Genomic DNA, 26,194 nt, shown 5'->3' with positions numbered 1-26,194 from the left:
TCCTTGCGGCCCAGGCCCGGCAGCACGACGTCGAAATTGCCCGAGGCAAGCTCGCGCATCGCCTTGCACATCGCGATCATCGGACGCGAAATGCCGGTGCCGAGCAGGAAGGCGAGGACCGCGCCGAGCAGCGTGCCGCCGATGGCCAGCATCAGCACCAGTTGCTCGGTCTTCCCGATGGTCGCTTCCGATTCGGATTCCAGCCGCTGCTGTTCGGCGACGAGGTCCGCCTTCATGGCGGTGGCGCCCTGAAGGATCGCTCCGGCCGAGCCGCTCATCTCGGTGACGAGATCGTCGACCATCTTGGCGTTGGCGATCAGCTTCTCCAGCGCTTCGCGATAGGCCCCTAACAGCGCCTTGGCGTCCTTCAGGCCGGCGACGATCTTGTCGTCCATGGAATAGACCGCGCCGAGCGAGTTCTCGACGAATTTCAGCCGCGCCAGCGCGCTGGTCGCAATCGCCTGCTCGGACGTCAGCACGAAATTGGTCGCCGCCGCGTTCGCGGTCTGGAACTGGGCGTTGACCTGCTTGGTGCCGAACTCGATCGACTGCGCCTCGGAATCGGAGGCGTTGTTGCCGATGTCGTCGAGCTTGTATTTCAGGAGGTTGGCGTTGCGCGTAAGCTGGTTCTGCACCAGCAGCGCGCTGTCACGCTTGGCCTGAAGGACCTTTGCGAAGGTCGCGGAGAAGTTGGAAAACTCCTTGGCGAGCTTGCCCAGGCTTTCCTGGCGCGCCGGCCTCTTGGCGCTTCTGGTGGCCTGGTCGATGGCGTTCTTGAGGTTGGCCTCGGTGTCCAGCGCCGCCTTGGCGTCGTCCTCCTTGCCGGTGACGACGAAATATTTGACGGCCGAGCGATAGGCGAGCAGCTCGCGGTCGATATTGCGGGCGAGATCGGCCTCGGTGACGCTGGCGCGGTAGGACCCGACCCCGGACGAGACCCGCTCGAAGCCAAAATAGGAGAAGGCCATGCTGCCGGCGGAGATCACCAGCACGGCGGCAAAACCCAGAATGATCTTGGCCCGGAACCTGAGGGTCGGCATTATAGTGCGCTTCGAGGACGACGCGATACGCCCGGACATTCCTACCCCCATTTTCTATTCAGCCGCGATCCGGTGGCGCCCCGCCCCCTGACCTGGCTGCGCAAAACTAAGGCAGAATCGATAAGGGGCGGTAAATTCGGCGCGCCCCGCAGATTTTCGGCTCTACCGGCCAAGGCGGCCCGCATGGGGATATTATAGAGGCTGGCATCCCACGTCGGCCCGGCGCGGCGTTCCGGATCCCGTCGACTCGCCCCCCAAATCAACGCAGGCCCGTCTGGATCAATGACTTTTCCATGACGAAGGCGACCAAAAATCCTAGTTGCAAAGTTCCGGGTCGCTGTCTCTAATTAGAAACAATCAAAATCAATCCCGGGAGGACTTCAACCGTGTCTACAGTCAAACTGACGGTGAACGGCAAGGCCGTTGCTGTCGACGTCGAGGACCGCACGCTGCTGGTCCAGCTGCTGCGCGAACACCTCAACCTCACCGGAACCCATGTCGGCTGCGACACCAGCCAGTGCGGCGCCTGCGTCGTCCACGTGGACGGCAAGGCGGTGAAATCCTGCACCATGCTGGCGGGCCAGGCCGACGGCGCCAGCGTCACCACCATCGAAGGCATCGCCAAAGGCGACGAACTGCACCCGATGCAGGCCGCGTTCCGCGACAATCACGGCCTGCAATGCGGCTATTGCACGCCGGGCATGATCATGTCGGCGATCGACATCGTGCATCGTCATGGTGGCGAGCTCGACGAGACCACCGTCCGTCACGAGCTCGAAGGCAATATCTGCCGCTGCACCGGCTATCACAACATCGTCAAAGCCGTGCTGGATGCGGCCGGGCGCATGAAGGTCTCGCAGGCGGCCGAGTAAGCGGCGCGCCTCGAAATAAGAACCACCGCTGCCGCTTTCGAGGGAAAGCGCGGTGAAACAAATTCCGGTCGGGAGGACCAGACATGGGTGTTGAAGGCATTGGCGCACGCGTCGTGCGCAAGGAAGACAAGCGTTTCATTACCGGCAAGGGCCGCTACGTCGACGACATCAAATTGCAGGGCATGACCCACGCCCATTTCATCCGCAGCCCGCACGCGCATGCCAAGGTGAAGGGGATCGATTCCTCCGCCGCCCTGAAGATGCCGGGCGTGGTCGCGGTGCTCACGGGACAAGAGATCGTCGACGACAAGGTCGGCAACCTGATCTGCGGCTGGGCCATCACCTCCAAGGACGGCAGCCCGATGAAGATGGGCGCATGGCCGGCGATGGCGCCGGAGACGGTGCGCTTCGTCGGCCAGGCCGTCGCAGTCGTGATCGCCGAGAGCAAAAACCTCGCGCGCGACGCGGCCGAAGCCGTGGTCGTGAACTACGAAGAGCTGCCCGCGGTCGCCGACGTCCACGCCGCGATCAAGGCCGGCGCGCCGCAGCTGCATCCCGAAGCCCCCGGCAACCAGGTCTATGACTGGGTGATCGGCGACGAGGGCGCCGCGGACGCCGCCATCGCCAAGGCCGCCAACGTGGTGAAGCTCGACGTCACCAACAACCGCCTTGCGCCGAACGCGATGGAGCCGCGCGCGGCCATTGCCGATTACGATTCGGCGGAGGAGCATTTCACGCTCTACACGACGTCGCAGAACCCGCACGTGGCCCGCCTCGTGCTGTCGGCGTTCTACAACATCGCCCCTGAGCACAAGCTGCGCGTGATCGCGCCCGACGTCGGCGGCGGCTTTGGCTCGAAGATCTTCATCTATCCCGAAGAGATGGTGGCGCTGTGGGCCTCGAAGAAGGTCGGCCGTCCCGTGAAATGGACCGGCGACCGCACCGAGGCCTTCCTCACCGATGCGCATGGCCGGGACCACGTCACCCATGCCGAGATGGCGTTCGACGCCAACAACAAGATCACCGGGCTCAAGGTGAAGACCTACGCCAATTTCGGCGCCTATATGTCTCTGTTCTCGTCGTCGGTGCCGACCTATCTCTACGCGACGCTGCTGTCGGGCCAGTACAACATCCCGGCGATCCATGCCGAGGTGGTCGGGGTTTACACCAACACCACGCCGGTCGACGCCTATCGCGGCGCAGGCCGCCCCGAGGCGAGCTATCTGATCGAACGTCTGATGGAGACGGCGGCGCGGCAATTGAAGGTCGATCCGGCCGCGCTGCGCAGGTCGAACTTCATCACCCAGTTCCCGCACCAGACGCCGGTGATCATGGCCTATGACACCGGCGACTTTAACGCCTCGCTCGATGCCGCGATGAAGGCGATCGATTATGCCGGCTTCGCCGGGCGCAAGGCCAAGGCGAAAGCCGACGGCAAGCTGCGCGGCATCGGCGTGTCCTGCTACATCGAGGCTTGCGGCATCGCGCCGTCCAAGGCGGTCGGCAGTCTCGGTGCCGGCGTCGGTTTGTGGGAATCGGCCGAGGTGCGCGTCAACCCGGTCGGTACCATCGAGGTCCTCACGGGATCGCACAGCCACGGCCAGGGTCACGAGACGACGTTCTGCCAGCTCGTCGCGGAGCGCCTCGGCGTTCCGATCAGCCAGGTCTCGATCGTCCATGGCGACACCGACAAGGTGCAGTTCGGCATGGGCACCTACGGCTCGCGTTCGGCAGCCGTCGGTCTCACCGCGATCCTGAAGGCCATGGAGAAGATGGAGTCCAAGGCCAAGAAGATCGCCGCGCATGCGCTGGAAGCCTCGGAGGGCGACATCGTCATCGAGAACGGCGAGTTCAAGGTGGCCGGTACCGACAAGGCGATCGCCTTCCCGATGGTCGCGCTCGCGGCCTACACCGCGCACAACCTGCCTGACGGGATGGAGCCGGGCTTGAAGGAAAGCGCCTTCTACGACCCGACCAACTTCACCTTCCCCGCCGGGGCGTACATCTGCGAGCTCGAAGTCGATCCCGGCACGGGCAAGACCACCTTCGTCAACTTCGTCGCGGCCGACGATTTCGGCCGGCTGATCAATCCGATGATCGTCGAGGGACAGGTCCATGGCGGCCTGGCCCAGGGCATCGGGCAGGCACTGCTCGAGCATGCGATCTACGATGCCAACGGCCAGCCGGTCACGGCCTCGTTCATGGATTACTCCATGCCGCGTGCCGACGATTTGCCCTCGTTCAACCTCTCCCACACCACGACGCTGTGCCCGGGCAATCCCTTGGGCATCAAGGGTTGCGGTGAGGCCGGCGCGATCGGCGCCTCCGCGGCCGTGATCAATGCGATCACGGATGCGATCGGCAAGAACAATCTGGAAATGCCCGCAACCCCTGACCGGGTGTGGCGCACGATCCACGCGGCTTAAGGGAGAGGAACGAAGATGTACCAGACCATTTATCATCGCGCGTCCTCGGTTGACGAAGCCGTCAGCCTGTTCGCCAAGAGCACCGAGGCGAAATTCCTCGCCGGCGGCCAGACGCTGCTGCCGGTCATGAAGCAGCGCCTCGCCAGCCCGTCCGACGTGATCGATCTCGGCAAGATCAAGGAGCTGCAAGGCGTCGAGCTCTCAGGCGACGTGCTGACCATCAAGGCCGGCACGACCTATTTCGACATCATGCAGAATGCCGATGTGAAGAAGGCGATCCCTGCGATTGCCTATCTCACGTCGATGCTCGGTGATCCCGCCGTGCGCTATCGCGGCACGATCGGCGGCTCGATCGCCAACAACGATCCCGCCGCGGATTATCCGGCCGCGCTGCTCGCGCTCGGCGCCACCGTGAAAACCAACAAGCGGTCGATTGCGGCGGAGGATTTCTTCCAGGGTCTGTTCACCACGGCGCTGGAAGACGGCGAGATCATCACCGCCGTGTCGTTCCCGGTTCCGGCGAAGGCAGGCTACGAAAAAATGCGGCACCCGGCCTCACGCTTCGCACTGACCGCCGTGTTCGTGGCGCAGACGAAGTCGGGCGAGATTCGGGTGGCCGCCACAGGCGCTTCGGAGAGCGGCGTGATGCGGGTCCCCGCGATCGAAGCAGCGCTGAAGGCGAACTGGTCACCTTCGGCGATCGACAGCGTCAGCATTTCGGCGAGCAATTTGCTGGCCGACATCCACGGCACCGCCGAGTACCGCGCCAACTTGATCAAGGTGATGGCGCAACGCGCGGTGGCTGCGGCCGGCTGATAGCGCCTCGACGCAAATTTTCCGCGGCGCGCACTTCGGTGCGCGCCGTTTTTATTTTGGCCACGCGGCATGAAAACCGCTTGCCTCACCGGCGTGAAGGCGAGAAAAGTTAATCAGCCAATTAACTCGCCCCACAGAGAACGCCTCGGCGCTCGCCGACCATCGGCAATACGCGCCTTGGATCCGAGGAAACAAAAACGTGCTCGATCAACCAGCCCCCACCTCTTCCGTCCGCACCTCTGGCCCGCTGTCGGGCTTCCGCATCGTCGAATTCGCGGGCATCGGCCCCGGACCGTTCGCCTGCATGATGCTGGCCGACATGGGCGCCGACGTCGTCACCCTCGACCGCGTCGGCGCGAAGAAGAGCATGAAGTCGGTGGCGGGGCGCGGCCGCAAGGTGATCGAGCTCGATCTCAAGGACAAGGCGGCCATCGCGGAAGTGCTCGACCTGCTTGCAAACGCCGACGCGCTGGTCGAGGGATTTCGCCCCGGCGTGATGGAGCGGCTCGGGCTCGGCCCCGACATTGTGCTCGCGCGCAATCCAAAACTGGTCTACGGCCGCATGACCGGCTGGGGCCAGCAGGGCCCGCTCGCCAATGCCGCAGGCCACGACATCAACTACATCTCCATCACCGGCGCGCTCGCCGCGATCGGCACCAAGGAAGCGCCGGTGCCGCCCCTCAATTTGGTCGGCGATTTCGGGGGCGGCGCACTCTATCTCGTCGTCGGCGTGCTTGCGGCGTTGCTGGAAGCCTCGAGGTCCGGCAAGGGCCAGGTCGTCGATGCCGCGATGTGCGACGGCGCGGCATCGCTGATGTCGTTCTTCTTCGACATGACCACGCTCGGCCGCTGGACCGAAGGCCGCAACCAGAATTTTCTCGATGGCGGCGCGCATTTCTATGGCGTCTACGAATGCGCTTGCGGGCATTTCGTCTCGATCGGCTCGATCGAGCCGCAGTTCTACGCGCTGCTGCGCGAGCGTGCGGGCCTGACAGACGCCGATTTCGATGCGCAGATGGACCGCAAGGCCTGGCCCGCGCTGAAGCAGAAGTTGCAGGCGGTGTTCAAGAGCAAGACGCGTGAGGACTGGTGCAAGATCATGGAAGGCAGCGACATCTGTTTCGCGCCGGTGCTGACCATGTCGGAAGCGACCGAGCATCCGCACATGGTCGCCCGACAGGTCTTTGTCGAGCGCCACGGCGTGAAGCAGCCGGCGCCGGCGCCGCGGTTCTCGCGGACGCCGTCGGCGGTGCGCGAGCCGGAAGGGGCGGAGATCGGCGCGGTGACGAAGGCGTGGAAGGCTGAGAAATAAGGGCCGCGGTTGCGTCAAATTCCGATGTCGTTCCGGCGAAGGCCGGGACCCATAGCCATAGGATGTGGTTTGGCGAAGACTCGGAGTTACCATCTCGCGCCACAACTTCTCCCTGTGGTTATGGGTCCCGGCCTTCGCCGGAACGACATCTGTTGGGATGCGACAGCCTACGCCGCATCCACCTTCAACACCCCACGCCGGATCTGGTCTTCCTCGATCGATTCGAACAGTGCCTTGAAATTGCCCTCGCCAAAACCGTCGTCGCCCTTGCGCTGGATGAACTCGAAGAAGATCGGGCCGATCGCATTGGCCGAGAAGATCTGCAGCAGCACCTTGGTCTGGCCGCCTTCGACGACACCCTCGCCGTCGATCAGGATGCCATTGGTCTGAAGCCGCGCAATGTCCTCGCCGTGCTTCGGCAACCGCGCGTCGATCCGCTCGAAATAGGTCTCGGGCGGCGCCGGCATGAAAGGCAGGCCGGCTTCGCGCAGGTCTTCGATAGTGCGGTAGATGTCGCGGCAGCCGCAGGCGATGTGCTGGATGCCCTCGCCGCGGTAGATATTCAGATATTCCTCGATCTGGCCGGCATCGCCGGCGTCCTCGTTGATCGGAATTCGGATCTTGCCGTCGGGGCTGGTCAGCGCGCGCGAGAACAGGCCTGACGCACGGCCCTCGATGTCGAAGAAGCGGATCTGGCGGAAGTTGAAGAGCTTCTCGTAAAAGCCGGTCCAGACGTCCATGCGGCCGCGATGGACGTTGTGGGTGAGGTGATCGAGGTAGAACAGGCCGGCGCCTACCGGCTGCGGATCGCGCGCACCCAGCCATTCGAACTCGCTGTCATAGGCCGAACCCGTGGCGCCGTAGCGATCGACGAAGTAGAGCAGGCTGCCGCCGATGCCCTTGATCGCGGGGACGTCGAGCGTCTTCTGCGCGGAGGACGCGTCGGCAGGTTCGGCCCCGAGCGAAATCGCGCGGTCATAGGCCTTCTTCGCATCGACCACGCGGAACGCCATCGACGGGGCACAGGGGCCGTGTGCGGCGACAAAGTCGTAACCGTGGCTGCCGGGCTCCTCGTTGACAAGATAATTGATGTCCCCCTGGCGATAGACCGTTATCTTTTTGCTCTTGTGGCGCGCGACGGGCGCATAGCCCATCAGCTTGAACAGGGCGTGCAGCTCTTCGGGATTGGGGTGCGCATATTCGACGAACTCGAACCCGTCGGTGCCCATCGGATTGTCGGCGGTAACAGTGGCCGGCGGTGCATCGTGCGGAAACGGTCCCATGGCGTTCTCCCAAATTTGCTGCTGCAATGAACTATCCTTCACGGGGCGTGCAATGAGCGTGCAAACGGGACGAGTTTTGGCTATCATATGCACGATCTGTGCATGAAATACGAAAATTACGCATGATTTCGGTAGACGCCTTCGACCTCCGGATCCTGGGCGCGCTCCAGGACGACGGCCGCCTCACCAACCAGGAACTGGCTGACCTCGCAGGGCTCTCGGCCTCGCAATGCTCGCGCCGGCGGATGCGGCTGGAGGAGGAGAAGGTGATATCAGGCTATCACGCCGATCTCTCCAGCGAGGCGCTCGGCTTCGGCGTGATCGCCTTCATCCAGGTGACGCTGGCGACCCACTCGCCGGATAACTCGAAACGCTTCCGTACGCTGGTCAATCGAATCGACGAGATCCAGGAGGCCTATTCGCTCACCGGCGACGCCGACTATGTGCTGAAAGCCGTGCTGCGCGATCTCAAGGGTCTCTCCAATCTCGTCAACGACGTGCTGATGCCGCACCAGAGTGTGGCGCATGTGCGCTCTTCGATCGTGCTGGACAGGCTGAAGGAAAGCACGCGTCTGCCGCTGAAAGAAATCAAGCCCGGCTGAATTCGAGGGAAATCCGGCATTCGCGCTACGCGCGCGATCTGCGATGATCCCGGCCGATCTGCGGAGACTCAGCCATGGCCCTCCAGCTTCGACCGAACTGCGAATATTGCGACCGCGACCTGCCGCCGAACGCGACCGATGCGCGGATCTGCTCCTATGAGTGCACGTTCTGTGCGGACTGCGTGGAGACGAAACTCTCCAACGTCTGCCCGAACTGTGGCGGCGGTTTTGCGCCGCGCCCGATAAGGCCAACGCAGGAATGGCGACCGGGCGTGTGCACGACGAAGCAGGCTCCGTCGGACAAGCGGGTGCATTTGAAGTACAGCCAGGAGGATGTCGCTGCGCATTGCGCGCGAATCAAAGACGTACCGCCTGAGAGGCGATAGGCTCTCTCCACGCCGTCATTGCGAGGAGCCCTTGCGACGAAGCAATGACGGGTTTATGGGATCGCGCAACTCACTCCGCCGCCAAAACCGTCCCCTCGACCTCGCCGAAGCCGACGCGATAGCCCTCGCCCTGGCACCAGCCGCGCATGACGAGGCTGTCGCCGTCTTCCAGGAACGACCGCTTGATGCCACCCGGCAATTCAACCGGCTCGGTGCCGTTCCAAGAGATCTCCAGAAGACTGCCGCGCTGGTTTTTCTCCGGGCCGGAGATCGTGCCGCTCCCCAGGAGATCTCCGACATTCATGGCGCAGCCGGAGGAGGCGTGGTGCATCAGTTGCTGCACCGAGGACCAGTACATGTACTTGAAGTTGGTGCGACTGATGCCGGCAGGCGCGTTGGCGCCGGCGGCGCGCAAGGAGACGTCGAGCTCGAGATCGTAGTTCTGCGGCCTATCCTGCTTGAGATAATCGAGCGGCGCCGGCTCCTGCTCCGGCCCCTTCAGCCGGAACGGCTCCAGCGCCTCGCGCGTCACCACCCACGGGCTGATCGAGGTCGCGAACGCCTTGGCGAGGAACGGGCCAAGCGGCACATATTCCCACTGCTGGATATCGCGCGCGCTCCAATCGTTGAGCAGCACGAAACCAAAAATCATCTCCTCGGCCTGTTGCTCGTTAAGCATGCCACCCATCGGCGAGGGCTGGCCGACCACGGCGCCCATCTCCAGCTCAAAATCGAGCCGCTTGCACGGGGCGAAGCTCGGCACCTCGACGTTCGGCGGCTTCAGCTGCCCGCGCGGGCGCTTCACCTTGGTGCCGGAGACCACGACGGTGGAGGCACGTCCGTTATAGCCGATCGGCATATGCAGCCAGTTCGGCTGCAGCGCATTGTCCTTGCCGCGGAACATGACGCCGACATTGGTGGCGTGCTCTTTCGAGGAATAAAAGTCGGTGTAGCCCGAGACCGCGAACGGCAGATGCAGTTTTGCATCACTCATCGGCACCAAGGCCTGCTTGCGCAGCTCCTCATTGTCGCGCAGCTCCGGATGATCGTGACGCAAAAGCTCGCTGACCCGCGCGCGCGTCTTCGTCCAGACCTTCGGTCCCAGCGCCATGAAAGAATTGAGCGACGACGTCGAGAACACGCCAAGCGGCCCGACATCGAGGCGCGAATCCTGCTCGAGCTCCCAGAGATCAAGCACGCAATTGCCGATCGCCACGCCGACGCGCGGCGTCGGATTGGCCGCGGTCGAGAACACCCCGTAAGGCAGATTCTGGATCGAAAAATCGGAGGTGGGATCGACGTCGATGAAAGAGCGGAGGCTGGGGTCGTTGGGATGGGACACGGGATTCTCCGAACTCGAGACCGCCATGGCCGGGCTTGTCCCGGCCATCCACGATCTTTCTTCTGCGTTTCAACACGTGGATGCCCGGGACATCTAGCGCGAAGACGCGCTTCGCGCTTCTGCCCGGGCATGACGACGGAGTGGGTGGCGCGGCGCTACGGCCTGTTCGGATCGAACCGCTTCGCGAGGCCCTTCCAGCAATCCGCGTAGTCGTCCTGCAACGTCGCGGCATTCGCCGCATGCGCGGTGACGCGTTGCGGGTAGCGGGTCTCGAACATGAAGGCCATGGTGCCCGTGAGCTTCACCGGCTTCAATTCGCCGTTGCTGGCGTGCTCGAAGGCGTCGCGGTCGGGACCGTGCGGCAGCATGCAATTGTGCAGCGAGATGCCACCCGGAACGAAACCCTGCGGCTTGGCGTCGTAGACCCCGTAGATCAAGCCCATGAACTCGCTCATGATGTTCATGTGATACCAGGGCGGGCGGAAGGTGTTGTCGGCGACCAGCCAGCGCTCGGGGAAGATCACGAAATCGATATTCGCCGTGCCCGCCGTCTCCGACGGCGAGGTCAGCACGGTGAAGATCGAGGGATCGGGATGATCGAAGCCGATCGCGCCTACGGGAGAGAAGGTGCGCAGATCGTATTTGTAGGGCGCGTAATTGCCGTGCCAGGCGACCACGTCGATCGGCGAATGGGCAAGCTGGGTCTTGAACAACGAGCCGCCCCATTTCACAAAAAGCTCGGTCGGTGTGTCCTTGTCCTCGTAGTGCGCGACCGGCGTCATGAAGTCGCGGGCATTGGCGAGGCAATTCGCGCCGATCGGCCCGCGCTCCGGCAGCGTGAAGGCGCCGCCGTAGTTTTCGCAGAGATAGCCGCGCGCCGGCCCGTTCGGAATCTCGACGCGGAATTTGACGCCGCGCGGGATCACCACGATCTCGCCAGGCTCGGCGTCGATGCGGCCGAACTCGGTGACGATGCGCAGATTGCCCTGCTGCAGCACGAACATCAGCTCGCCGTCCGCATTGTAGAAGTGCTGGTCCACCATCGACTTGGTAATGAGATAGATATGCGCGGCCATGCCGGCCTGGGTGTTGACGTCGCCGGCCGTGGTCATGGTCTGCACGCCCTGAAGGAAAGTCATGTCCTCCTTCGGGATCGGGGCCGGGTCCCAGCGCAACTGCGCGATCGGCAGATCGTGTTCATGGCACGGCGCCGAACGCCACAGGCCGACATCGGCCTTCTCGAAACGGCCCGAATGTTTCACCGACGGGCGAATGCGATAGAGCCATGACCGCTCATTGGTGCCGCGCGGCGCGGTGAAGGGAGAGCCGGACAACTGCTCGGCATAGAGGCCATAGGCGCAGCGCTGCGGCGAGTTGCGCCCGATCGGAAGGGCGCCCGGCAGCGCCTCGGTCTCAAAGCTGTTGCCGAAGCCGGACATGTAGCCCGGCGTGACCTGGGCCGAGCTGCGAATGACCTGATCGGGCGAGGTGTTGATGTTCATGACTATCCTCCTTGCAGGGCGGCCCACATCTCCTGGTCGCGCTTGTCGGTCCAGATCACGGGATCGTCGATCCCCGAGGCCTCGTCGAAGGCGCGCGATACATTGAACGGCAGGCAGTGCTCGTAGATGGCGAAGCCCTGGAATTTCGGATCCATCACCTCGCGCGTCGCGGCCATCGATTCCTTCAGCGTGCGGCCCTTGGCGACCGAGATTTCCGCGGCGCCATAGAGCGACGTGACAAAGTCACGCGTCATCGCGATGGCTTCGCGCACTGTGGCGACCCCGTTGAGCGCATCACCGCGGCCCGGCGCGATCGCCTTGGGATTGAAGTTGCGGATCTCGTTCAGCGTCAGCGGCCATTCGCGCAAATGCGCGTCGCCGCAATAGCAGGCCGAGTGATATTCGATGAGATCGCCGGAGAACATCACCTCGGCATCGGGCACCCAGGCGACGATGTCGCCCGAGGTGTGGCCGGCGCCAAGCTGCATCAGCCGCACTTCGCGCTTGCCCAGATAGATCGACATCTCGCCTTCGAAGGTCAGCGTCGGCCAGGTCAGGCCGGGAATGCTCGAAGCGTCCTGAAACAGGCGCGGGAAGCGGCCATATTCGGAATCCCAATCCTGCTGGCCGCGCTCCTCGATCAGGCGGTAAGTCTCCTGCGAGGCGACGATGCCCTGCGCCTTGTAGGCGGAGGCGCCGAGTACGCGCACGGCGTGATAATGCGACAGCACGACATATTTGATCGGCTTGTCGGTGACGGTACGGACGCGCTCGATCACCTTGTTGGCCATCGCCGGCGTCGATTGCGCGTCGAACACGAGGCAGCCGTCGTCACCGACGATGATTGCCGTATTCGGGTCGCCCTCCGCCGTAAAGGCGTAGAGATCGGTGCCGATCTCGGAAAAGGTGATCTTCTTCTCGGAGAGATCGCCGGTGGACGCGAAGTTCTTCGCCATTAATTCGTTCCTTTGGACATTCGTTATTGCTGTTGTTGCTGTTGCTGCTGGCCGTCGATCATGCGCCGCTTGGCGAGCAAAATCGCGTCCCGCAGCACCTCGATATCGCCGATATGATTGGCGAGGATCAGCACCAGCGCCGCGTCGAAATCAGCGCTTTGCTCGTCGGTGAAGCCACGATGCGCCTCGACGATGGCGCGAAAGGCGTCGTCGGGCCGCGCAAAGTTGGAGCTGGTGGAAAGCGGCATGCGAGTCCTCAATTCAAGCCTTGCTCATTGAAGCCTTGGGCCCGCGATAGCGCTGCCGCGACGCCAGCGCGCGTCGGGTGGCGAAAGCGCGCCGCGACATAACCGTCCGGCCTTAGGAGGTAGGCTGAGCCTGGTTCCGCATCATAGCGCTTTGCGGTGAGCCGCGCCGGATCCGCGAGCCCGTCCTCACCGCCGATACAGATGTCCTTCACACCAACAGGCGCCTCAATCGCCGCGCCATTGCTGAACGACAGCAACGTGAAATCCGTTCCGCCCTGACGGAATGCATCCGTCAAATAGGCTTGCTCGCCAGCGCGCGTCGCAACGGGGGCATCGAGCATCGAACAGCCGGGGAGCGGTCCACCACGCCACGCATCCGCATCGGGTGACAACAGCGGCGAGTCATAGCTGCACGGCACTGAGAGCCTGCCGCCATTGACCATGCGCTTGCCGAACTCGGTCTCTTTCGCCAGCGACAGCACCGCCTTGCGCAGCCGCCCCTCCTGGCGCGTGTTCGGCGCCATGAAATCGGTCGAGCGGGTGGATTCGCGGATGTTCTCGTCGGCAGCGAGACTGCGCTCGACATGATAGCTCTCGAGCAGGCTCGCGGGCGAGGTCCCGCGCAGCACGCGGTCGAGCTTCCAGGCGAGGTTTTCGGCGTCCTCGAGTCCGGAATTGGCGCCGCGCGCGCCGAACGGCGAGACCTGGTGCGCGGAATCTCCCGCGAAAATCACACGGCCATGGAGGAAGCGGTCCATCCGCCGGCACTGGAACTTGTAGAGCGAGATCCACTCGAACTCGAACTTGTCGTGGCCGAGCATGCGCGCGATCCGCGGCCGCACGTTCTCGGGCTTCTTCTCGATGAGAGGATCGGCGTCGCGGCTGAGCTGGAGGTCGATGCGCCAGACATCGTCGGGCTGTCGGTGCAACAGCGCCGAACGCCCCGCATGAAACGGCGGATCGAACCAGAACCAGCGCTCGGTCGGAAATTCCGCGGTCATCTTGACGTCGGCGATCAGGAACTGATCCTCGAATACCTGGCCGGCGAAATCGGCGCCGACCATCTGCCGCAGCGAGGAGCGCGCGCCGTCGCAGGCGATGACATATTGTGCGTGCAGGTAATAATTGCCTTCCGGCGTCTCGATGGTCAGCACGACGGAATCGTTGCGTTGCTCCAGCGCCGTCACCTTGTTGCGCCAGCGCAGATCGATGCCCGGGAGGTCCTGCACGCGATCGGCCAGGTAGGCCTCCGCGTAATATTGCTGGAGGTTGATGAAGGCAGGCCGCTTGTGACCGTCTTCCGGCAGCAGGTTGAACTGGTAGAGCTGGGACTCGCCGTGGAAGATGCGGCCGACGCTCCAGACCACGCCCTTCTCGACCATGCGGTCGCCGACGCCGAGCCGGTCCCAATATTCCAGCGAACGTTTCGAGAAGCAGATCGCGCGCGAGCCTTCGCCGATACGATCGGCGTCATCCAGGAGGACGACGCGCTGGCCGCGCTGGGCGAGGTCGATCGCCAGCGACAGCCCGACCGGGCCAGCACCAACGATCACGACCGGATGCTCGGCCGGGCCCTGGCCGGGACGATTCTGATCGGGGTGGCGGCGATAGCCGAACTGGGTTTTGGCCTGCTGGGTCTTGGCTTGCGCCATGCGCTAACCTCGGCTCTGGTCAGGAGAGGACTGATCTGCTAGATAGTCTCACGTGCAACCATTTTGGACCGGTGCCGGCCGGCCGTCAACTGGAATTCGGAGCGCTCTCCTTGGCGAGGACATCCAGCGACATCGCGCTGAAGACACGGGTGGCCGAGGAGGCTTTGCCCATTCCACAAACACGGCTCGACCTGTTCAAGTTCGCGCCGTTCCGGTTGAACCGGCTCGCGGCGGAGGTCAGTGCCGCGCTTTCGGTCGAATATCAGGAACGTCACGGCCTCGATATCCCGGCCTGGCGCGTGATCGCGACGCTCGGCTTCCGCAACGATGCCTGCAGCGCGCAATACGTCGCGCAATGCACCCGCACGCATAAATCCACCATCAGCCGCGCGGTGACCATGCTGCTGCACCAGGGGTTGATCGAGCGCGTCGAGAACGAATCCGACCGCCGCGAATTCCGCCTGCAGCTGACCAAGAAGGGTCGCGCGCTGTACGAGGAGCTGTTCCCGCAATTGCTGCGGCGGGAAGACGAGATCCTCGCCTGCCTCACCGCGCAGGAGCGCAAGCAATTCTCAGCGCTGCTCGGCAAGATCGAACAGAGCCTCGACCTGATCCAGACCAGCGAAGAGGCCGACGCCAAGCAGGCGTATTGATCACTTCGCAAACGACCGCGACGGCGGCAAATGCAGCGCCCAGACATCGACCTTGTCGCTGGCGCGCGGATAGATCTCGGTCACGATCGGGTCGTGGCCGGGGATGAACCGGTCGGGATGGCCGGCGAGCCGCTCAATCATCTCCCAGCCCTGCGCCATGTCGCCGATGTTGTAGACGATCGGAAAAGGGCTCCGGCGCTGGAGGTTGGCGTAATAATGCGCGGCATCGGACGCCAGCACCACCGGCCCGCGCGCGGTCTCGACCCTCACCACCTGCAAGCCGTCCGAATGGCCGCCGACGCGGTGCACAGTGACGCCGGGCGCGACCTCGCCGTCGCCGGAATAGAAATTGACGCGCTCGCCATAGACATGGCGGACCATCTGCGTGACGTGCTCGACCGAGAACGGATGTCGCAGCAGTCCGTTGCACATGCAGCGGCCCGTCGCGTAAGCCATCTCGCGCTCCTGGAGATGGAAGCGCGCGTTCGGGAAGCGGTCGAGATTGCCGGCGTGGTCGTAATGCAGATGTGTCACGATGATGTCGCGGATGCTCGATGCCGCGACACCAAAGCGCTCCAGCGCATCGACCGGATTGAGCGTGAGCTTGCGCGCCCGCGCGGTCGCTTCCTCGGCATTGAAACCGGTATCGACCAGGATGTCGCGGCCGCCACCGCGGATCAGCCAGACGAAATAGTCGAGATCCTGCGCTGCGCTGTCATGCGGATCGGGCGCAAGGAAGTTCATATTGGGGGTTCGCGGCGACATCGTCGCATAGCGCAGTGCGTAGATTTCGTAGGAGTTTCCCATGGTTTTGATCTTGCTCTTTTTCTGGGTGGACCTTCAGGGGCGATCGATGGCACCAAGCCATTGTCCGCCGCAAAGGTCAAACATCGGAGGTTGCGATGGACGCCGGTCGGCAATGTGAGACCAATCACATTGTTGTCGCCATGACCGCCCTAACATGCAGCCGTAACGGCAACCAGAATGCATCGAGTGGAATCGTGACTGCCCGTTTATTCCCCCGCAACGTGCCCATGCGTCGCGGTCAATTGTCGCGATACCGCCGAATTTGCAAGCAGTTGACGCCTCCCTTCCCCGGTTTGATAATGCACATTGCGTAAGTTAAGGTCGCCGCGGCGCAAGCTGGTAACGGCGCCTTTTTGGCTGGACCGCGCTGATTATGAAAATTCGCTTCCTTTTGCTTCTGCCCTTGCTCGTGTCGCTCATACCGACCGCACCGTCGCTTGCGGCCGGCGATCGCTTTGCGCTGGTCATAGGCAACGCCAAATATCCGGACGCCGACACCCCACTGAAGGAACCGCTCAACGACGCGCGCGACGTCGCCGACGAGCTCAAGCGCGATGGCTTTTCCGTCGAGATCAATGAGAACCTGACCGGCGACGGCATGCGCCGCGCCTTCGACAAGCTGTACGGCAAGATCAAGCCGGGGGCGGTGGCACTGGTGTTCTTCAGCGGATTCGGCATCCAGTCGGCGCGGCAGAGCTATTTGCTGCCGATCGATGCGCAGATCTGGACCGAATCCGACGTGCGCCGCGACGGCATCAGCCTCGAAACCGTGCTTGGCGAGCTCAACACCCGCGGCGCCGGCGTCAAGATCGCGCTCATCGATGCTTCCAGGCGCAACCCGTTCGAGCGCCGGTTCCGTAGCTTCTCGGCCGGCCTCACCCCTGTTATCGCGCCGAACGGAACGCTGGTGATGTATTCGGCGGCACTGGCCTCGGTGGTGTCGGATGCCGGCGGCGAGCACAGCCTGTTCGTCCAGGAACTCCTCAAGGAAATCCGCGTCCCCGACCTGATGGCCGAGGAGACGCTGAACCGCACCAAGATGGGCGTCACCCGCGCCTCGCGCGGCGAGCAGGTGCCGTGGATATCCTCTTCACTGGCCGAAGATTTCTCGTTCATTCCGGGGGCCGGCGGATCGCGTCCGACAACGACGACGCCGCCCGCGGCTCCCGCTCCGCCGCCGGTCGTCGCCAACAACCCGCCGCCGGCTCCGCCTGCGCCACCGCCACCTGTGCTGCCGAAACCGGCCGACACGACGGCTGCTCCGTCACCGAAGCCGCAGGTCGACGCCGCCTTGCCGCCTCCCCCACCGCCGGTGAAACCGGCCGATCCCATCACCGCTCCGAGCATGGATAGCGGGCCGAGTGCGGCCGTGCTGGCGGAGGACCCCACCATCAAGGGCCTGACGGCCAGGATCGCGGCCAATCCGGACGACGTGAACGCGCTTTACCGGCGCGGCCAAGTCTATGCCAGCAAGGGCGCCTATAACCTCGCCATCAAGGATTTTGACGAGTCGCTCCGGATCAACCCGAAGGACGTCGAGGCTCTGAACAACCGCTGCTGGACGCGCACCGTGGTCGGCGACCTCCAGGGCGGGCTGAAGGATTGCAACGAGGCCCTGCGGCTGCGACCGAACTTCGTCGACGCGCTGGACAGCCGGGGGCTCGTCAATTTGAAATCGGGAGCGGCCAAGAACGCCATCGCTGATTTCGACGCGGCCCTGAGGATCAATCCGCGCCTGACTTCCTCGCTGTTCGGACGCGGGATCGCCAAGCAGCGCAACGGCTCGGCCCAGGAAGGTGCGCTCGACATCGCCAATGCCAAAGCGATGGACCCGAACATTGTTCAGGAATTCGCAAGTTACGGAGTGCGTTGATATTTTTTAAATCGAGGCCGACGTGCCTCGAACCCTCGGCGGCCCGGCGAAGACTAATCGGACGGATGCCGCAGGCCGCCTTTGGGGGGCTTATTGCAGGGATTTTGGAACCGCGCGAGCTGGCTGCTCAGGAGGGACTTGCTATGAGATTGGCTGCAAAGGGACTTACCGCAATCCTGTCCATTATCGCCGTTGGCGCCGCGCTGTCGCTGACGATCCCGCTGGCATTCGCGGGCGACGACGGCAACAGCAAGAACGTCACGGATGACGAGATCGTCCGCGCGCTGGCGCCGCCGCCGAAAAAGCCGCTGACCCGCGGCCTTTCGATCGCTCCGCAGGCCGATCCCGCACCGGGTGCGGCGGAGACCAAGCTGATCCAGTCCGTACGCGGCCGCTCGACGCGTTCGCTGTCGTCGACCGAGCGTGAAGAAATCGCGTCGGTGGCCAAGGACAAGCCGAACATCGATCTGGAAATCACGTTCGACTACAACTCGGCCAATATCAGCGCCAAATCGGTTGCCTCGGTACAGGCGCTCGGCCGCGCGCTGACCAGCCCCGACCTGAAAGGCTCGACCTTCGTGGTCGCTGGCCACACCGACGCCGCCGGCGGCGAGGCCTATAATCAGGAACTGTCGGAGCGCCGCGCGGATTCGATCAAGCGCTATCTGGTCGACAAGTACAGCATCTCCGCAACCGACCTCGTCACCGTCGGCTACGGCAAGAGCAAGCTGAAGGACCCGGCCCAGCCGATGGCGGAGGTCAATCGTCGCGTGCAGGTCGTCAACATGGAAAACAAGACCACCGCATCGAAGTGACCACGACGTAATCCTTTGAAGTGACAAGTCGTGATGTGGTGTAAAGTCTCGCTTCCAGAGCGCGTCCCGCAGCCTTGCGGGACGCTGCTTTATTTCAGGGAAACGCTCTCTATGGGCCGAGTGCGGATGGCCGTGAGCCAGGCCAGGACGATCCGGCGATGAATCTCTCCGAATATCTCAAGCCGGCCGGAACGGTGGTCTTCGTCGTTGCGCTCGGTGTCGGCTATTATCTGTTCGAGCACCGGCATCGCCCCGAGGCCAAGGAAACGCCGAGCGAGGCGCTGGTCATCGTGACGAAGTCGACCAATGCCTGCTTCTCCGACCTGGTCCGGGTGACCGGCTTCTTCGTGCCGCGCCGCGAAGCCGTGGTCGTCGCCGATCAGGAGGGATCCAGGGTCACCGACCTCTTCGTCACCGAAGGCACGCTGGTCACCGACAATCAGGAGCTGGCGCGCCTGACGGCCCCGCCCCAGATCCCGGGCCAGCCGCAGCGGCCCGGCCCGCAGGGTCCGGTCTCGCTGAAGGCCTCTGCGCCGGGCCTCGTCACCGAGGTCCGCACCATCGTCGGTGCGCCGGCCTCGCCGCAGGCCGGTCCGATGTTCCGCATCGCCGTCAACAACGAGATCGAGCTCGACGCGCAGGTCCCGGCGGTGCACATGCCCAAGCTCAGCGCCGGCGCGACCGTGCGCATCAGCCGCGACGACTCGCCCGATTTGATCGGGCGAGTCAGGCTGGTGGCGCCCGAAATCGATCGCACTACCCAGCTCGGGCGCGTTCGCATCAGCGTCACCAACAATCCCTCGCTGAAAGTCGGCGTGTTCGCCCGCGCCTCGATCGATGCCAAGCGAAGCTGCGGCGTCGCGGTTCCCAAGACCGCGATCGACCATCTCACCGTGCAGGTCGTCAAAGGCAACATCGTCGAGACGCGCAAGGTACGAGTCGGACTGTCGTCCGACAGCGCCACGGAAATCCTGCAAGGCCTCGACGTCGGCGAAATCGTCGTGGCCGACGCCGGCTCTTCGCTGCATGACGGCGACCAGATCAAGACCATGTTCGCCGATGAACTCGATCGCACGCGGGTACGCTGATGGCTCTCAATATCTCGGCATGGTCGATCCGCAATCCGCTGCCGTCGGTGGTCTTTTCCGTCATCCTCCTGATCCTCGGCTGGGTGTCCTTCACCAAGCTCGCGGTGACACGGCTGCCCTCCGCCGACATCCCCGTGATCTCGGTCGCGGTATCGCAGTTTGGCGCCGCACCCGCCGAGCTTGAATCCCAGGTCACCAAGACCGTTGAAGACGCCGTCTCCGGTGTCGAAGGCGTCAGGCACATCACCTCGCAGATCACCGACGGCCTGTCGGTGACGACCATCCAGTTCGCGCTGGAGACCAACACCGACCGCGCGCTCAACGACGTCAAGGACGCGGTGACGCGCGTGCGCTCCAACCTGCCGCAGAACGTCACCGAACCGCTGATCCAGCGCGTCGATGTCATCGGCCTGCCGATCGTCACCTACGCCGCGATCTCGCCCGGCAAGACGCCGGAACAGCTCTCCTATTTCGTCGACGACGTGGTCAAGCGCGCGCTGCAGGGCGTGCGCGGCGTCGCCCAGGTCGAGCGCATCGGCGGTGTCGAGCGCGAGATCCTGGTCTCGCTCGATCCCGACCGCCTGCAGTCGATGGGGCTGACTGCCGTCAATGTCAGCCAGAGCCTGCGCGGCACCAATGTCGACGTCGCCGGCGGCCGCGCCGAGATCGGCAAGAACGACCAGGCGATCCGCACCCTCGCCGGCGCCAAGACGCTGAGCGACCTCGCAGGCACCATGATTCCGCTGTTCGGCGGCGGCGAGGTCCGACTCGACGATCTCGGCACCGTGACCGACACCATCGCCGACCGCCGCACCTTCGCCCGCTTCAACGGCGAGCCGATCGTTGCGCTTGGCATCAAGCGCTCCAAGGGTGCCAGCGACGTGAAGGTGGCCGAGGCCGTGCAGAAGCGCATCGACTCGCTCAAGGCCACCTATCCCGACGTCGACCTGAAGGTGATCGACACTTCGGTCGAATATACCAACGGCAATTACCACGCGGCGATCTCGACGCTGTTCGAAGGCGCCATCCTCGCCGTCATCATCGTGCTGTTGTTCCTGCGCGACCTGCGCGCCACCATCATCGCCGCGATCTCGCTGCCGTTGTCGATCTTCCCGGCGTTCTGGGCGATGGACCTGCTCGGCTTCTCGCTGAACCTCGTCAGCTTCCTCGCCATCACGCTGTCGACAGGTATTCTGGTCGACGACGCCATCGTCGAGATCGAGAACATCGTCAGGCACATGAACATGGGCAAGTCGCCCTATCGTGCCGCCCTCGAAGCCGCCGACGAGATCGGCCTCGCGGTGATTGCGATCTCGCTGACGATCATCGCGATCTTCGCACCCGCGAGTTTCATGTCGGGCATCGCCGGACAGTTCTTCAAGCAATTCGGCATCACCGTCTCGGTGCAGGTGTTCTTCTCGCTGCTCGCGGCGCGCTTCGTCACGCCGGTGCTCGCCGCCTACTTCCTCAAACATGGCAATCACCAAGAGCCGCCGCCCGGCCGCGTGCTGCGGTCCTATCACAGGATCGTGGCGTGGTCGGTGAAGCACTATTTCATCACGGTGCTGGTCGGCTTCGGCGTCTTCGCCGCCTCGATCTGGAGCATTACGCTGCTGCCGCAGGGTTTTCTGCCGGCGCAGGACAGCTCGCGCTCACTGGTTGCCCTCGAGCTGCCGCCGGGCACGCAGCTCGCCTACACCGAAAAAGTCACCGAAGACATCGTCGCGCGGCTGCGCAAGCGGCCTGAGGTGAAGAGCATCTTCGTCGACGGCGGGCGCGTTCCACCGGGCACCCAGGAAGTCCGGCGCGCCGCTTTGATCATCAACTACACGCCCAAGGACAGCCGCGACATCACCCAGCGCGAGCTTGAATTCTCGATCAGCCAGGAGCTGGAGAACATTCCAGACATCCGCTTCTGGTTCCTCGACGAGAACGGCCTGCGCGCCATCTCGCTGGTCGTGACCGGCGCAGACGCCAACATCGTCAACAACGTCGCCAGCGAGCTCGCGACGCAGATGAAGCGGATTCCGACCATCTCCAACGTGATCTCGGAAACCACGCTGGAGCGGCCCGAGCTGCGCGTCGAGCCGCGCGCCGATCTCGCCGCACGGCTCGGCGTCTCGACCGAAAGCCTGTCGCAAACCATCCGCGTCGCCACCATCGGCGACGTCGGGCCGGCGCTCGCCAAATTCGACGTCGGCGATCGTCTGGTGCCGATCCGCGTGCAGCTCGAGGATGCCGCGCGCGGCAATCTCAAGACGCTCGAGCAGCTCCGCGTGCCGCTCGGCGAGCATGGCGAGAAGGGCGGCGTGCCGCTCTCCGTCATCGCCGACGTCAAGCTCGACCAGGGTCCGACCAGCATCAACCGTTACGATCGCGAGCGACAGGCGACTGTCGCGGCCGATCTCGTCGGCTCCGCCGCGCTCGGCGACGCCACCAAGAAGATCTACGACCTGCCGGTCATGAAGAGCCGGCCGAAGGGCGTGAAGGTGTCACCCTCCGGCGATGCCGAAAGCCTGAATGAACTGTCCGAAGGCTTTGCCACCGCGATCACTGCGGGTCTGATGATGGTCTACGCTGTGCTGGTGCTGCTGTTCGGCACCTTCCTGCAGCCGATCACCATTCTGTTCTCGCTGCCGCTCTCGATCGGCGGCGCGATCGCGGCCCTGCTGATCACCGGCAAGCAGCTCACGACACCGGTGTGGATCGGCATCCTGATGCTGATGGGCATCGTCACCAAGAACGCGATCATGCTGGTGGAATTCGCCATCGAGTCCATTCGCGCCGGCACACCGCGTGAAGAAGCCATGATCGACGCAGGCATGAAACGCGCACGCCCGATCGTGATGACCACGATCGCGATGGCCGCCGGCATGATGCCAAGCGCACTCGCGGTCGGCGCCGGCGGCGAGTTCCGCTCGCCAATGGCGCTCGCGGTGATCGGCGGCCTGATCTTCTCGACCATCCTGTCGCTGGTGTTCGTGCCCGCGATGTTCATGGTGATGGACGATCTCGGCGCCCTGATCTGGCGCTTCGGCAAGCGCCTGGTCGTGCACAGCGAGGATGCGGAGGGCGCCGGCCATCACGGCGCTGCGCCGGCAGAGGCAGCGCCGGTGCCGAAGGGCATCGCGCACCCCGCAGCGGAGTAGATTCCGAAAAGGCGGGTCAGAGGCGCGCGCTGGCACAAGTCGGTCGCGCGCGTTAGCTTACGACATGGCTTTTGTGCGTATCACGATGGACCCAGCCTGCTGCACTGGCAAAGCCTGCATTCGCGGGCTGCGGTTTCCAGTCGCACGATTGCTCGGCCTGCTGGCAGTCGGCGAGACGCGCGAATCCATCCTCAATGACTACCCGTATCTGGAGCGTGAGGATATTGATGAGGCGTTGCGATACGCGGCCTCCCTCGCAGAGGACACAGCCGCCGATCTCCCTCGTACCTTCCAAGCGAAGTGAAGTCGCTCGACTTACTCGTTCCGCGCGATCGCCGTCAGCTTGGTCATGTTCCTCAGCAGGATGCGGCCGCGCTGGAGATCGAGGATCGCTTCCTTGCGCCAGGCCTGAAGCTGGCGGTTGACGCTCTCGCGCGCGGCACCGACGAAGACGCCGAGCTGCTCCTGCGAGATGTGCACCTCCGAGCCGAAATCGGCGGCGAGCGCGCAGAGGCGCCGCGCGAGGCGAACCGGCAGCGGCTGGAGCATGGACTCTTCCATGCGCTCGCTCTGCCAGCGGATGCGCTGGCACAGCAGCGCGATGATCTTGATCCCGACCTTCGGCTCGCGTTCGAGGAAAGCGAGAAAGTCTTCGCGCCGCAGCACGAACAGCTCGCTGGCTTCGCCCGCGGTCGCATCGGCGGTGCGGCTCTGGCCGTCCAGCACCGCGACCTCGCCGAACAGGTCACCCGGCCCCATGAAGTTCAGCGTCAGCCGACTGCCGTCGGAGGAGCCGGTCTCGATACGGACCTGGCCTCGACGTACGCCGAACAGCGCGTCGCCGCCATCGCCCTTCTGGAATAGCACCTCGCCGTTCCCCAGATGCTGGGTGTGGCAGAGATTCGACAGCCGCTGGAGCTCGTCTGCGCCGAGATCGGCAAACATCGCGTTCATCTTCAGGATGACCGCAAATTCGGCCTGCTTGCTCATTTCAATGTCCTTGTGAATTTCCGTGGCCATTGTCCCTGGCCCGTTTCCTTGGCAAATCGCATGGAACCATCAACATCAGGTCGCGTAAAACCGCGCCCGGGAAGTGTGTCATAAGTCACATAACTTTGCAGCACCCCAAGACTATTTTTACGCGCTTGGAGCCGCTTCCCGTCCCGGGATAAACTCAGGCGCAAAGGACGGGTGCAAATGACGGTCATCTGCCGGATTCGACGCCGATTGTCCGTCGCTGGAAAGCCGATATGAGAGCAGTGAAATTCGCCGGCGCTGCGGTGGCCGCCGTCATCATCGTGATCGCACTCCTGCTGGTGGTCGGGATCCCCTCGGGCTTCCTGACCTCGACGATTGCCTCGCGGGTGGAGAGCGCGACCGGCTATCGCCTGTCGATCGACGGCACCACCAGGATCAGCCTGTGGCCGACGCTGAACGTGACGCTGAACGACCTCACGCTTGCCGATCCCAAGGACCGCAGCGGCATCACGCGCCTGACCATCGACAGCGTGCAGGCCGACATGTCGCTCTCGAGCGTTTGGTCGGGCCGCCCGAAGATCAGCGAGCTCGTCGTCACCCATCCCGTGCTCTACCAGCCGCTGCTGCGTGAGCGCCTGCCGAATGCCGGCGGCGCGTCGAAGCCGATCGCGCTCGATACGGATGGCGCCGCCATCGACCGCGTCAAAGTCACCGATGGCGAGATCGCATTCGCGCGCGTGCGCGACCGCGTCGAGAGCCGCATCAGCGCCATCAATGCCGATGCGATCGTCGATCGCGACCGCAAGATCAATATCACCGGCACCGCGCGGGTCGGCGATCACCCGACCAAATTCGACATCAAGGCGACGACGCCGGCGCCGCCCGCCGACCGGCCGACCATTCCGGTGGATTTCGCCATCGACATGCCCGACGTGCTGAAGTCCCAGCTCGCAGGTCACGCCGAGATGCGGCTCAACGGCGATGTCGTGATGATCAACGGCGTGAACGGCACGCTCGGCGATGGCGCCTTCAACGGCTGGGCCTCGGTCGATATCGCGAGCAAGCCTCTGGTCAAGGTCGATCTCGACTTCCAGCGGCTCGCGATCCCGCTGGCGAAATCGCCGGAAGGCGCGTCCGGACAGCCCTGGAGCGATGCGCCGATCGACGTGTCCGGGCTCAATTATGTCGATGCGCAAATCAGGATCTCGGCGCACGAGGCCGTCATCGGCGATGCGCGCCTCGCGCCGCTGGCGATCGATGCAAAGCTCGCCGGCGGCGTACTGAAGGCCGGCACCGCCAATCTCGGCGCCTATGGCGGCCAGGTCTCGGGCGAAGTGATCCTGGATGCGACCAGCGGCGCGCCGAGCTTCGCCATGCATTCCGACCTCACCGGCGTGCGCGCGCTGCCGCTGCTGCAGGGCCTTGCCGAATTCGACCGGATCGACGGCAAGCTGCAGGCCAAGCTCGCGCTGCGCAGCGCCGGCACCAGCCAACGCGCCTTGATGGCGAACATGCAGGGCACCGCTTTCGTCACTTTCCAGGACGGCGCCATCCGGGGCATCAACGTCGCGCAGATGATCCGCTCGCTGACGTCGGGCACGCTGTCCGGCTGGCAGGACAACCAGAACAACAGCCAGGAGCAGAGCACCGATCTGTCGCAGCTCTCGGCGTCCTTCCGCATCGACAAGGGTCAGGCGGTGACGACCGATCTCAATCTGATCGGGCCACTGGTGCGACTCACCGGCGCCGGCACCATCGCGCTCGACACCAAGATGATGGGCTTTCGCGTCGAGCCGAAGCTGGTGATGACGACCGAAGGCCAGGGTCGCGCCTCCGAGCCGGTCGGCTTCGGCATCCCCGTGATGATCCAGGGCAGCTGGTCGCAACCGCGGATCTACCCTGACATGGCCGGCATGCTCGACAACCCCGACACTGCCTATGCCAAGCTGCGCGAGATGGGCAAGGGCCTGTTCGGCCCCGACGGCGCCGGGCTCGACAATATTTTGGGCAGCCTTGGTCTCGGCGGCACGACTGCGCCGGGTGGCGGCAATGCAGCCGGCAATGCCAATCCGCAAACCCAGCAGCCGGGACAGAACAATCCGCTCGGCGGCCCCTTGGGCGAGGCGATCGGCAATCTGATCCAGCAGGGACTTTCCAGCGGTGCGGCAACCGGCACGGGCAACGGAACGGCCACCGGCCGCAGCCGCAGCCTGCCGGCAACGCCATCGACACCGGCGCCGCAGGCATCCCCCGCGCCCCCCGCCCAGGAGGACCCGCCGACGGCACAGCAGGACAGCCAGCCGATGAACGACGTGCTGCGGCAGCTCTTCAATCGATGATGGGCGGACCAACGCTCTGGACTCCACGCCAATCCCTTACCTCGGCTTTGTCTCA

General features: G+C 64.1%; 22 protein-coding genes. 13 read left to right on the top strand and 9 right to left on the bottom strand.

What is annotated here, in order from left to right:
- Positions 1–1,040 (bottom strand): methyl-accepting chemotaxis protein (locus ABIB00_RS23470; protein WP_502917872.1); only part of this gene is annotated, 1,040 nt, incomplete at its 3' end.
- Between the two features lie 386 nt (positions 1,041–1,426).
- On the opposite strand from ABIB00_RS23470, the gene ABIB00_RS23465 reads away from it, so the two are divergent.
- The 4 genes from ABIB00_RS23465 to ABIB00_RS23450 all read left to right on the top strand — a co-directional run bounded on the left by ABIB00_RS23465 (position 1,427) and on the right by ABIB00_RS23450 (position 6,466).
- Complete coding sequence (locus tag ABIB00_RS23465) at positions 1,427–1,912, top strand: (2Fe-2S)-binding protein (protein WP_247345050.1); 486 nt, start codon at positions 1,427–1,429, stop codon at positions 1,910–1,912.
- Positions 1,913–1,995: 83 nt separating this feature from the next.
- Positions 1,996–4,338, top strand: a complete 2,343-nt coding sequence (locus tag ABIB00_RS23460; protein WP_354106014.1) for a xanthine dehydrogenase family protein molybdopterin-binding subunit — start codon at positions 1,996–1,998, stop codon at positions 4,336–4,338.
- Positions 4,339–4,353: 15 nt separating this feature from the next.
- Positions 4,354–5,154 (top strand): FAD binding domain-containing protein, encoded by an 801-nt coding sequence (locus tag ABIB00_RS23455; RefSeq protein ID WP_354106013.1) that lies wholly within the window; start codon positions 4,354–4,356, stop codon positions 5,152–5,154.
- 199 nt (positions 5,155–5,353) lie between these two features.
- Entirely contained in the window at positions 5,354–6,466 is a 1,113-nt protein-coding gene (locus tag ABIB00_RS23450; RefSeq protein WP_354106012.1) for a CaiB/BaiF CoA transferase family protein, read from the top strand.
- A 167-nt stretch (positions 6,467–6,633) separates the two neighbouring features.
- Here the strand turns inward: ABIB00_RS23450 and hppD are convergent, their stop codons facing one another.
- On the bottom strand, positions 6,634–7,749 hold the full coding sequence (hppD, locus tag ABIB00_RS23445; RefSeq protein WP_354106011.1) for a 4-hydroxyphenylpyruvate dioxygenase: 1,116 nt from the start codon (positions 7,747–7,749) through the stop codon (positions 6,634–6,636).
- A 122-nt stretch (positions 7,750–7,871) separates the two neighbouring features.
- On the opposite strand from hppD, the gene ABIB00_RS23440 reads away from it, so the two are divergent.
- Positions 7,872–8,351: an Lrp/AsnC family transcriptional regulator gene (locus ABIB00_RS23440; RefSeq protein WP_247345064.1), complete on the top strand. Its 480-nt coding sequence runs from the start codon at positions 7,872–7,874 to the stop codon at positions 8,349–8,351.
- Between the two features lie 74 nt (positions 8,352–8,425).
- Positions 8,426–8,737, top strand: coding sequence for a DUF1272 domain-containing protein (locus ABIB00_RS23435; protein WP_354106010.1), 312 nt, complete (start codon positions 8,426–8,428; stop codon positions 8,735–8,737).
- Positions 8,738–8,807: 70 nt separating this feature from the next.
- On the opposite strand, the gene fahA is transcribed toward ABIB00_RS23435, so the two are convergent.
- From fahA to ABIB00_RS23410, 5 genes are all read right to left on the bottom strand, one after another.
- A complete protein-coding gene (gene fahA / locus ABIB00_RS23430; RefSeq protein WP_354106009.1) occupies positions 8,808–10,079 on the bottom strand; it encodes a fumarylacetoacetase in 1,272 nt (423 codons plus the stop codon).
- Positions 10,080–10,234: 155 nt separating this feature from the next.
- Complete coding sequence (gene hmgA / locus ABIB00_RS23425) at positions 10,235–11,581, bottom strand: homogentisate 1,2-dioxygenase (protein ID WP_354106008.1); 1,347 nt, start codon at positions 11,579–11,581, stop codon at positions 10,235–10,237.
- Positions 11,582–11,583: 2 nt separating this feature from the next.
- On the bottom strand, positions 11,584–12,537 hold the full coding sequence (locus ABIB00_RS23420) for an MBL fold metallo-hydrolase (protein WP_354106007.1): 954 nt from the start codon (positions 12,535–12,537) through the stop codon (positions 11,584–11,586).
- A 23-nt stretch (positions 12,538–12,560) separates the two neighbouring features.
- A complete protein-coding gene (locus ABIB00_RS23415; RefSeq protein WP_354049690.1) occupies positions 12,561–12,785 on the bottom strand; it encodes a DUF2783 domain-containing protein in 225 nt (74 codons plus the stop codon).
- 8 nt (positions 12,786–12,793) lie between these two features.
- Positions 12,794–14,437: an FAD-dependent oxidoreductase gene (locus ABIB00_RS23410; protein WP_354106006.1), complete on the bottom strand. Its 1,644-nt coding sequence runs from the start codon at positions 14,435–14,437 to the stop codon at positions 12,794–12,796.
- Between the two features lie 110 nt (positions 14,438–14,547).
- Between ABIB00_RS23410 and ABIB00_RS23405 the strand changes: the two genes are divergently transcribed.
- Positions 14,548–15,090 (top strand): MarR family winged helix-turn-helix transcriptional regulator, encoded by a 543-nt coding sequence (locus tag ABIB00_RS23405; protein WP_354106005.1) that lies wholly within the window; start codon positions 14,548–14,550, stop codon positions 15,088–15,090.
- Here the strand turns inward: ABIB00_RS23405 and ABIB00_RS23400 are convergent, their stop codons facing one another.
- Positions 15,091–15,897 carry an N-acyl homoserine lactonase family protein gene (locus tag ABIB00_RS23400; protein WP_354106004.1) on the bottom strand — a complete coding sequence of 269 codons (807 nt, stop codon included), beginning with the start codon at positions 15,895–15,897 and terminating at the stop codon, positions 15,091–15,093.
- Positions 15,898–16,270: 373 nt separating this feature from the next.
- Here ABIB00_RS23400 and ABIB00_RS23395 point away from each other — a divergent pair, with 373 nt between their 5' ends.
- From ABIB00_RS23395 to ABIB00_RS23375, 5 genes are all read left to right on the top strand, one after another.
- On the top strand, positions 16,271–17,770 hold the full coding sequence (locus ABIB00_RS23395; RefSeq protein WP_354106003.1) for a caspase family protein: 1,500 nt from the start codon (positions 16,271–16,273) through the stop codon (positions 17,768–17,770).
- Between the two features lie 143 nt (positions 17,771–17,913).
- A complete protein-coding gene (locus tag ABIB00_RS23390) occupies positions 17,914–18,585 on the top strand; it encodes an OmpA family protein (RefSeq protein ID WP_354106002.1) in 672 nt (223 codons plus the stop codon).
- Positions 18,586–18,743: 158 nt separating this feature from the next.
- Positions 18,744–19,673: an RND family efflux transporter gene (locus ABIB00_RS23385; protein ID WP_247345100.1), complete on the top strand. Its 930-nt coding sequence runs from the start codon at positions 18,744–18,746 to the stop codon at positions 19,671–19,673.
- Positions 19,673–22,822 carry an efflux RND transporter permease subunit gene (locus ABIB00_RS23380; protein WP_354106001.1) on the top strand — a complete coding sequence of 1,050 codons (3,150 nt, stop codon included), beginning with the start codon at positions 19,673–19,675 and terminating at the stop codon, positions 22,820–22,822. The genes ABIB00_RS23385 and ABIB00_RS23380 overlap by 1 nt, the downstream gene beginning before the upstream one ends.
- A gap of 64 nt (positions 22,823–22,886) precedes the next feature.
- A complete protein-coding gene (locus tag ABIB00_RS23375) occupies positions 22,887–23,126 on the top strand; it encodes a DUF433 domain-containing protein (protein WP_354106000.1) in 240 nt (79 codons plus the stop codon).
- Positions 23,127–23,137: 11 nt separating this feature from the next.
- Here the strand turns inward: ABIB00_RS23375 and ABIB00_RS23370 are convergent, their stop codons facing one another.
- The gene (locus ABIB00_RS23370) at positions 23,138–23,812 is read right to left on the bottom strand and encodes a Crp/Fnr family transcriptional regulator (protein WP_247345109.1); all 675 of its coding nucleotides are present in this window, start codon (positions 23,810–23,812) and stop codon (positions 23,138–23,140) included.
- Between the two features lie 260 nt (positions 23,813–24,072).
- Between ABIB00_RS23370 and ABIB00_RS23365 the strand changes: the two genes are divergently transcribed.
- Positions 24,073–26,139, top strand: a complete 2,067-nt coding sequence (locus ABIB00_RS23365; protein WP_354105999.1) for an AsmA family protein — start codon at positions 24,073–24,075, stop codon at positions 26,137–26,139.
- The last annotated feature ends 55 nt before the right edge of the window (positions 26,140–26,194 follow it).

The sequence above is a fragment of the Bradyrhizobium sp. LB14.3 genome (genome assembly GCF_040547985.1).
Classification (GTDB): Bacteria; Pseudomonadota; Alphaproteobacteria; order Rhizobiales; family Xanthobacteraceae; genus Bradyrhizobium.
Note: the sequence above shows the minus strand (reverse complement) of the source record. Positions and strands in the feature narration are given on the sequence as shown.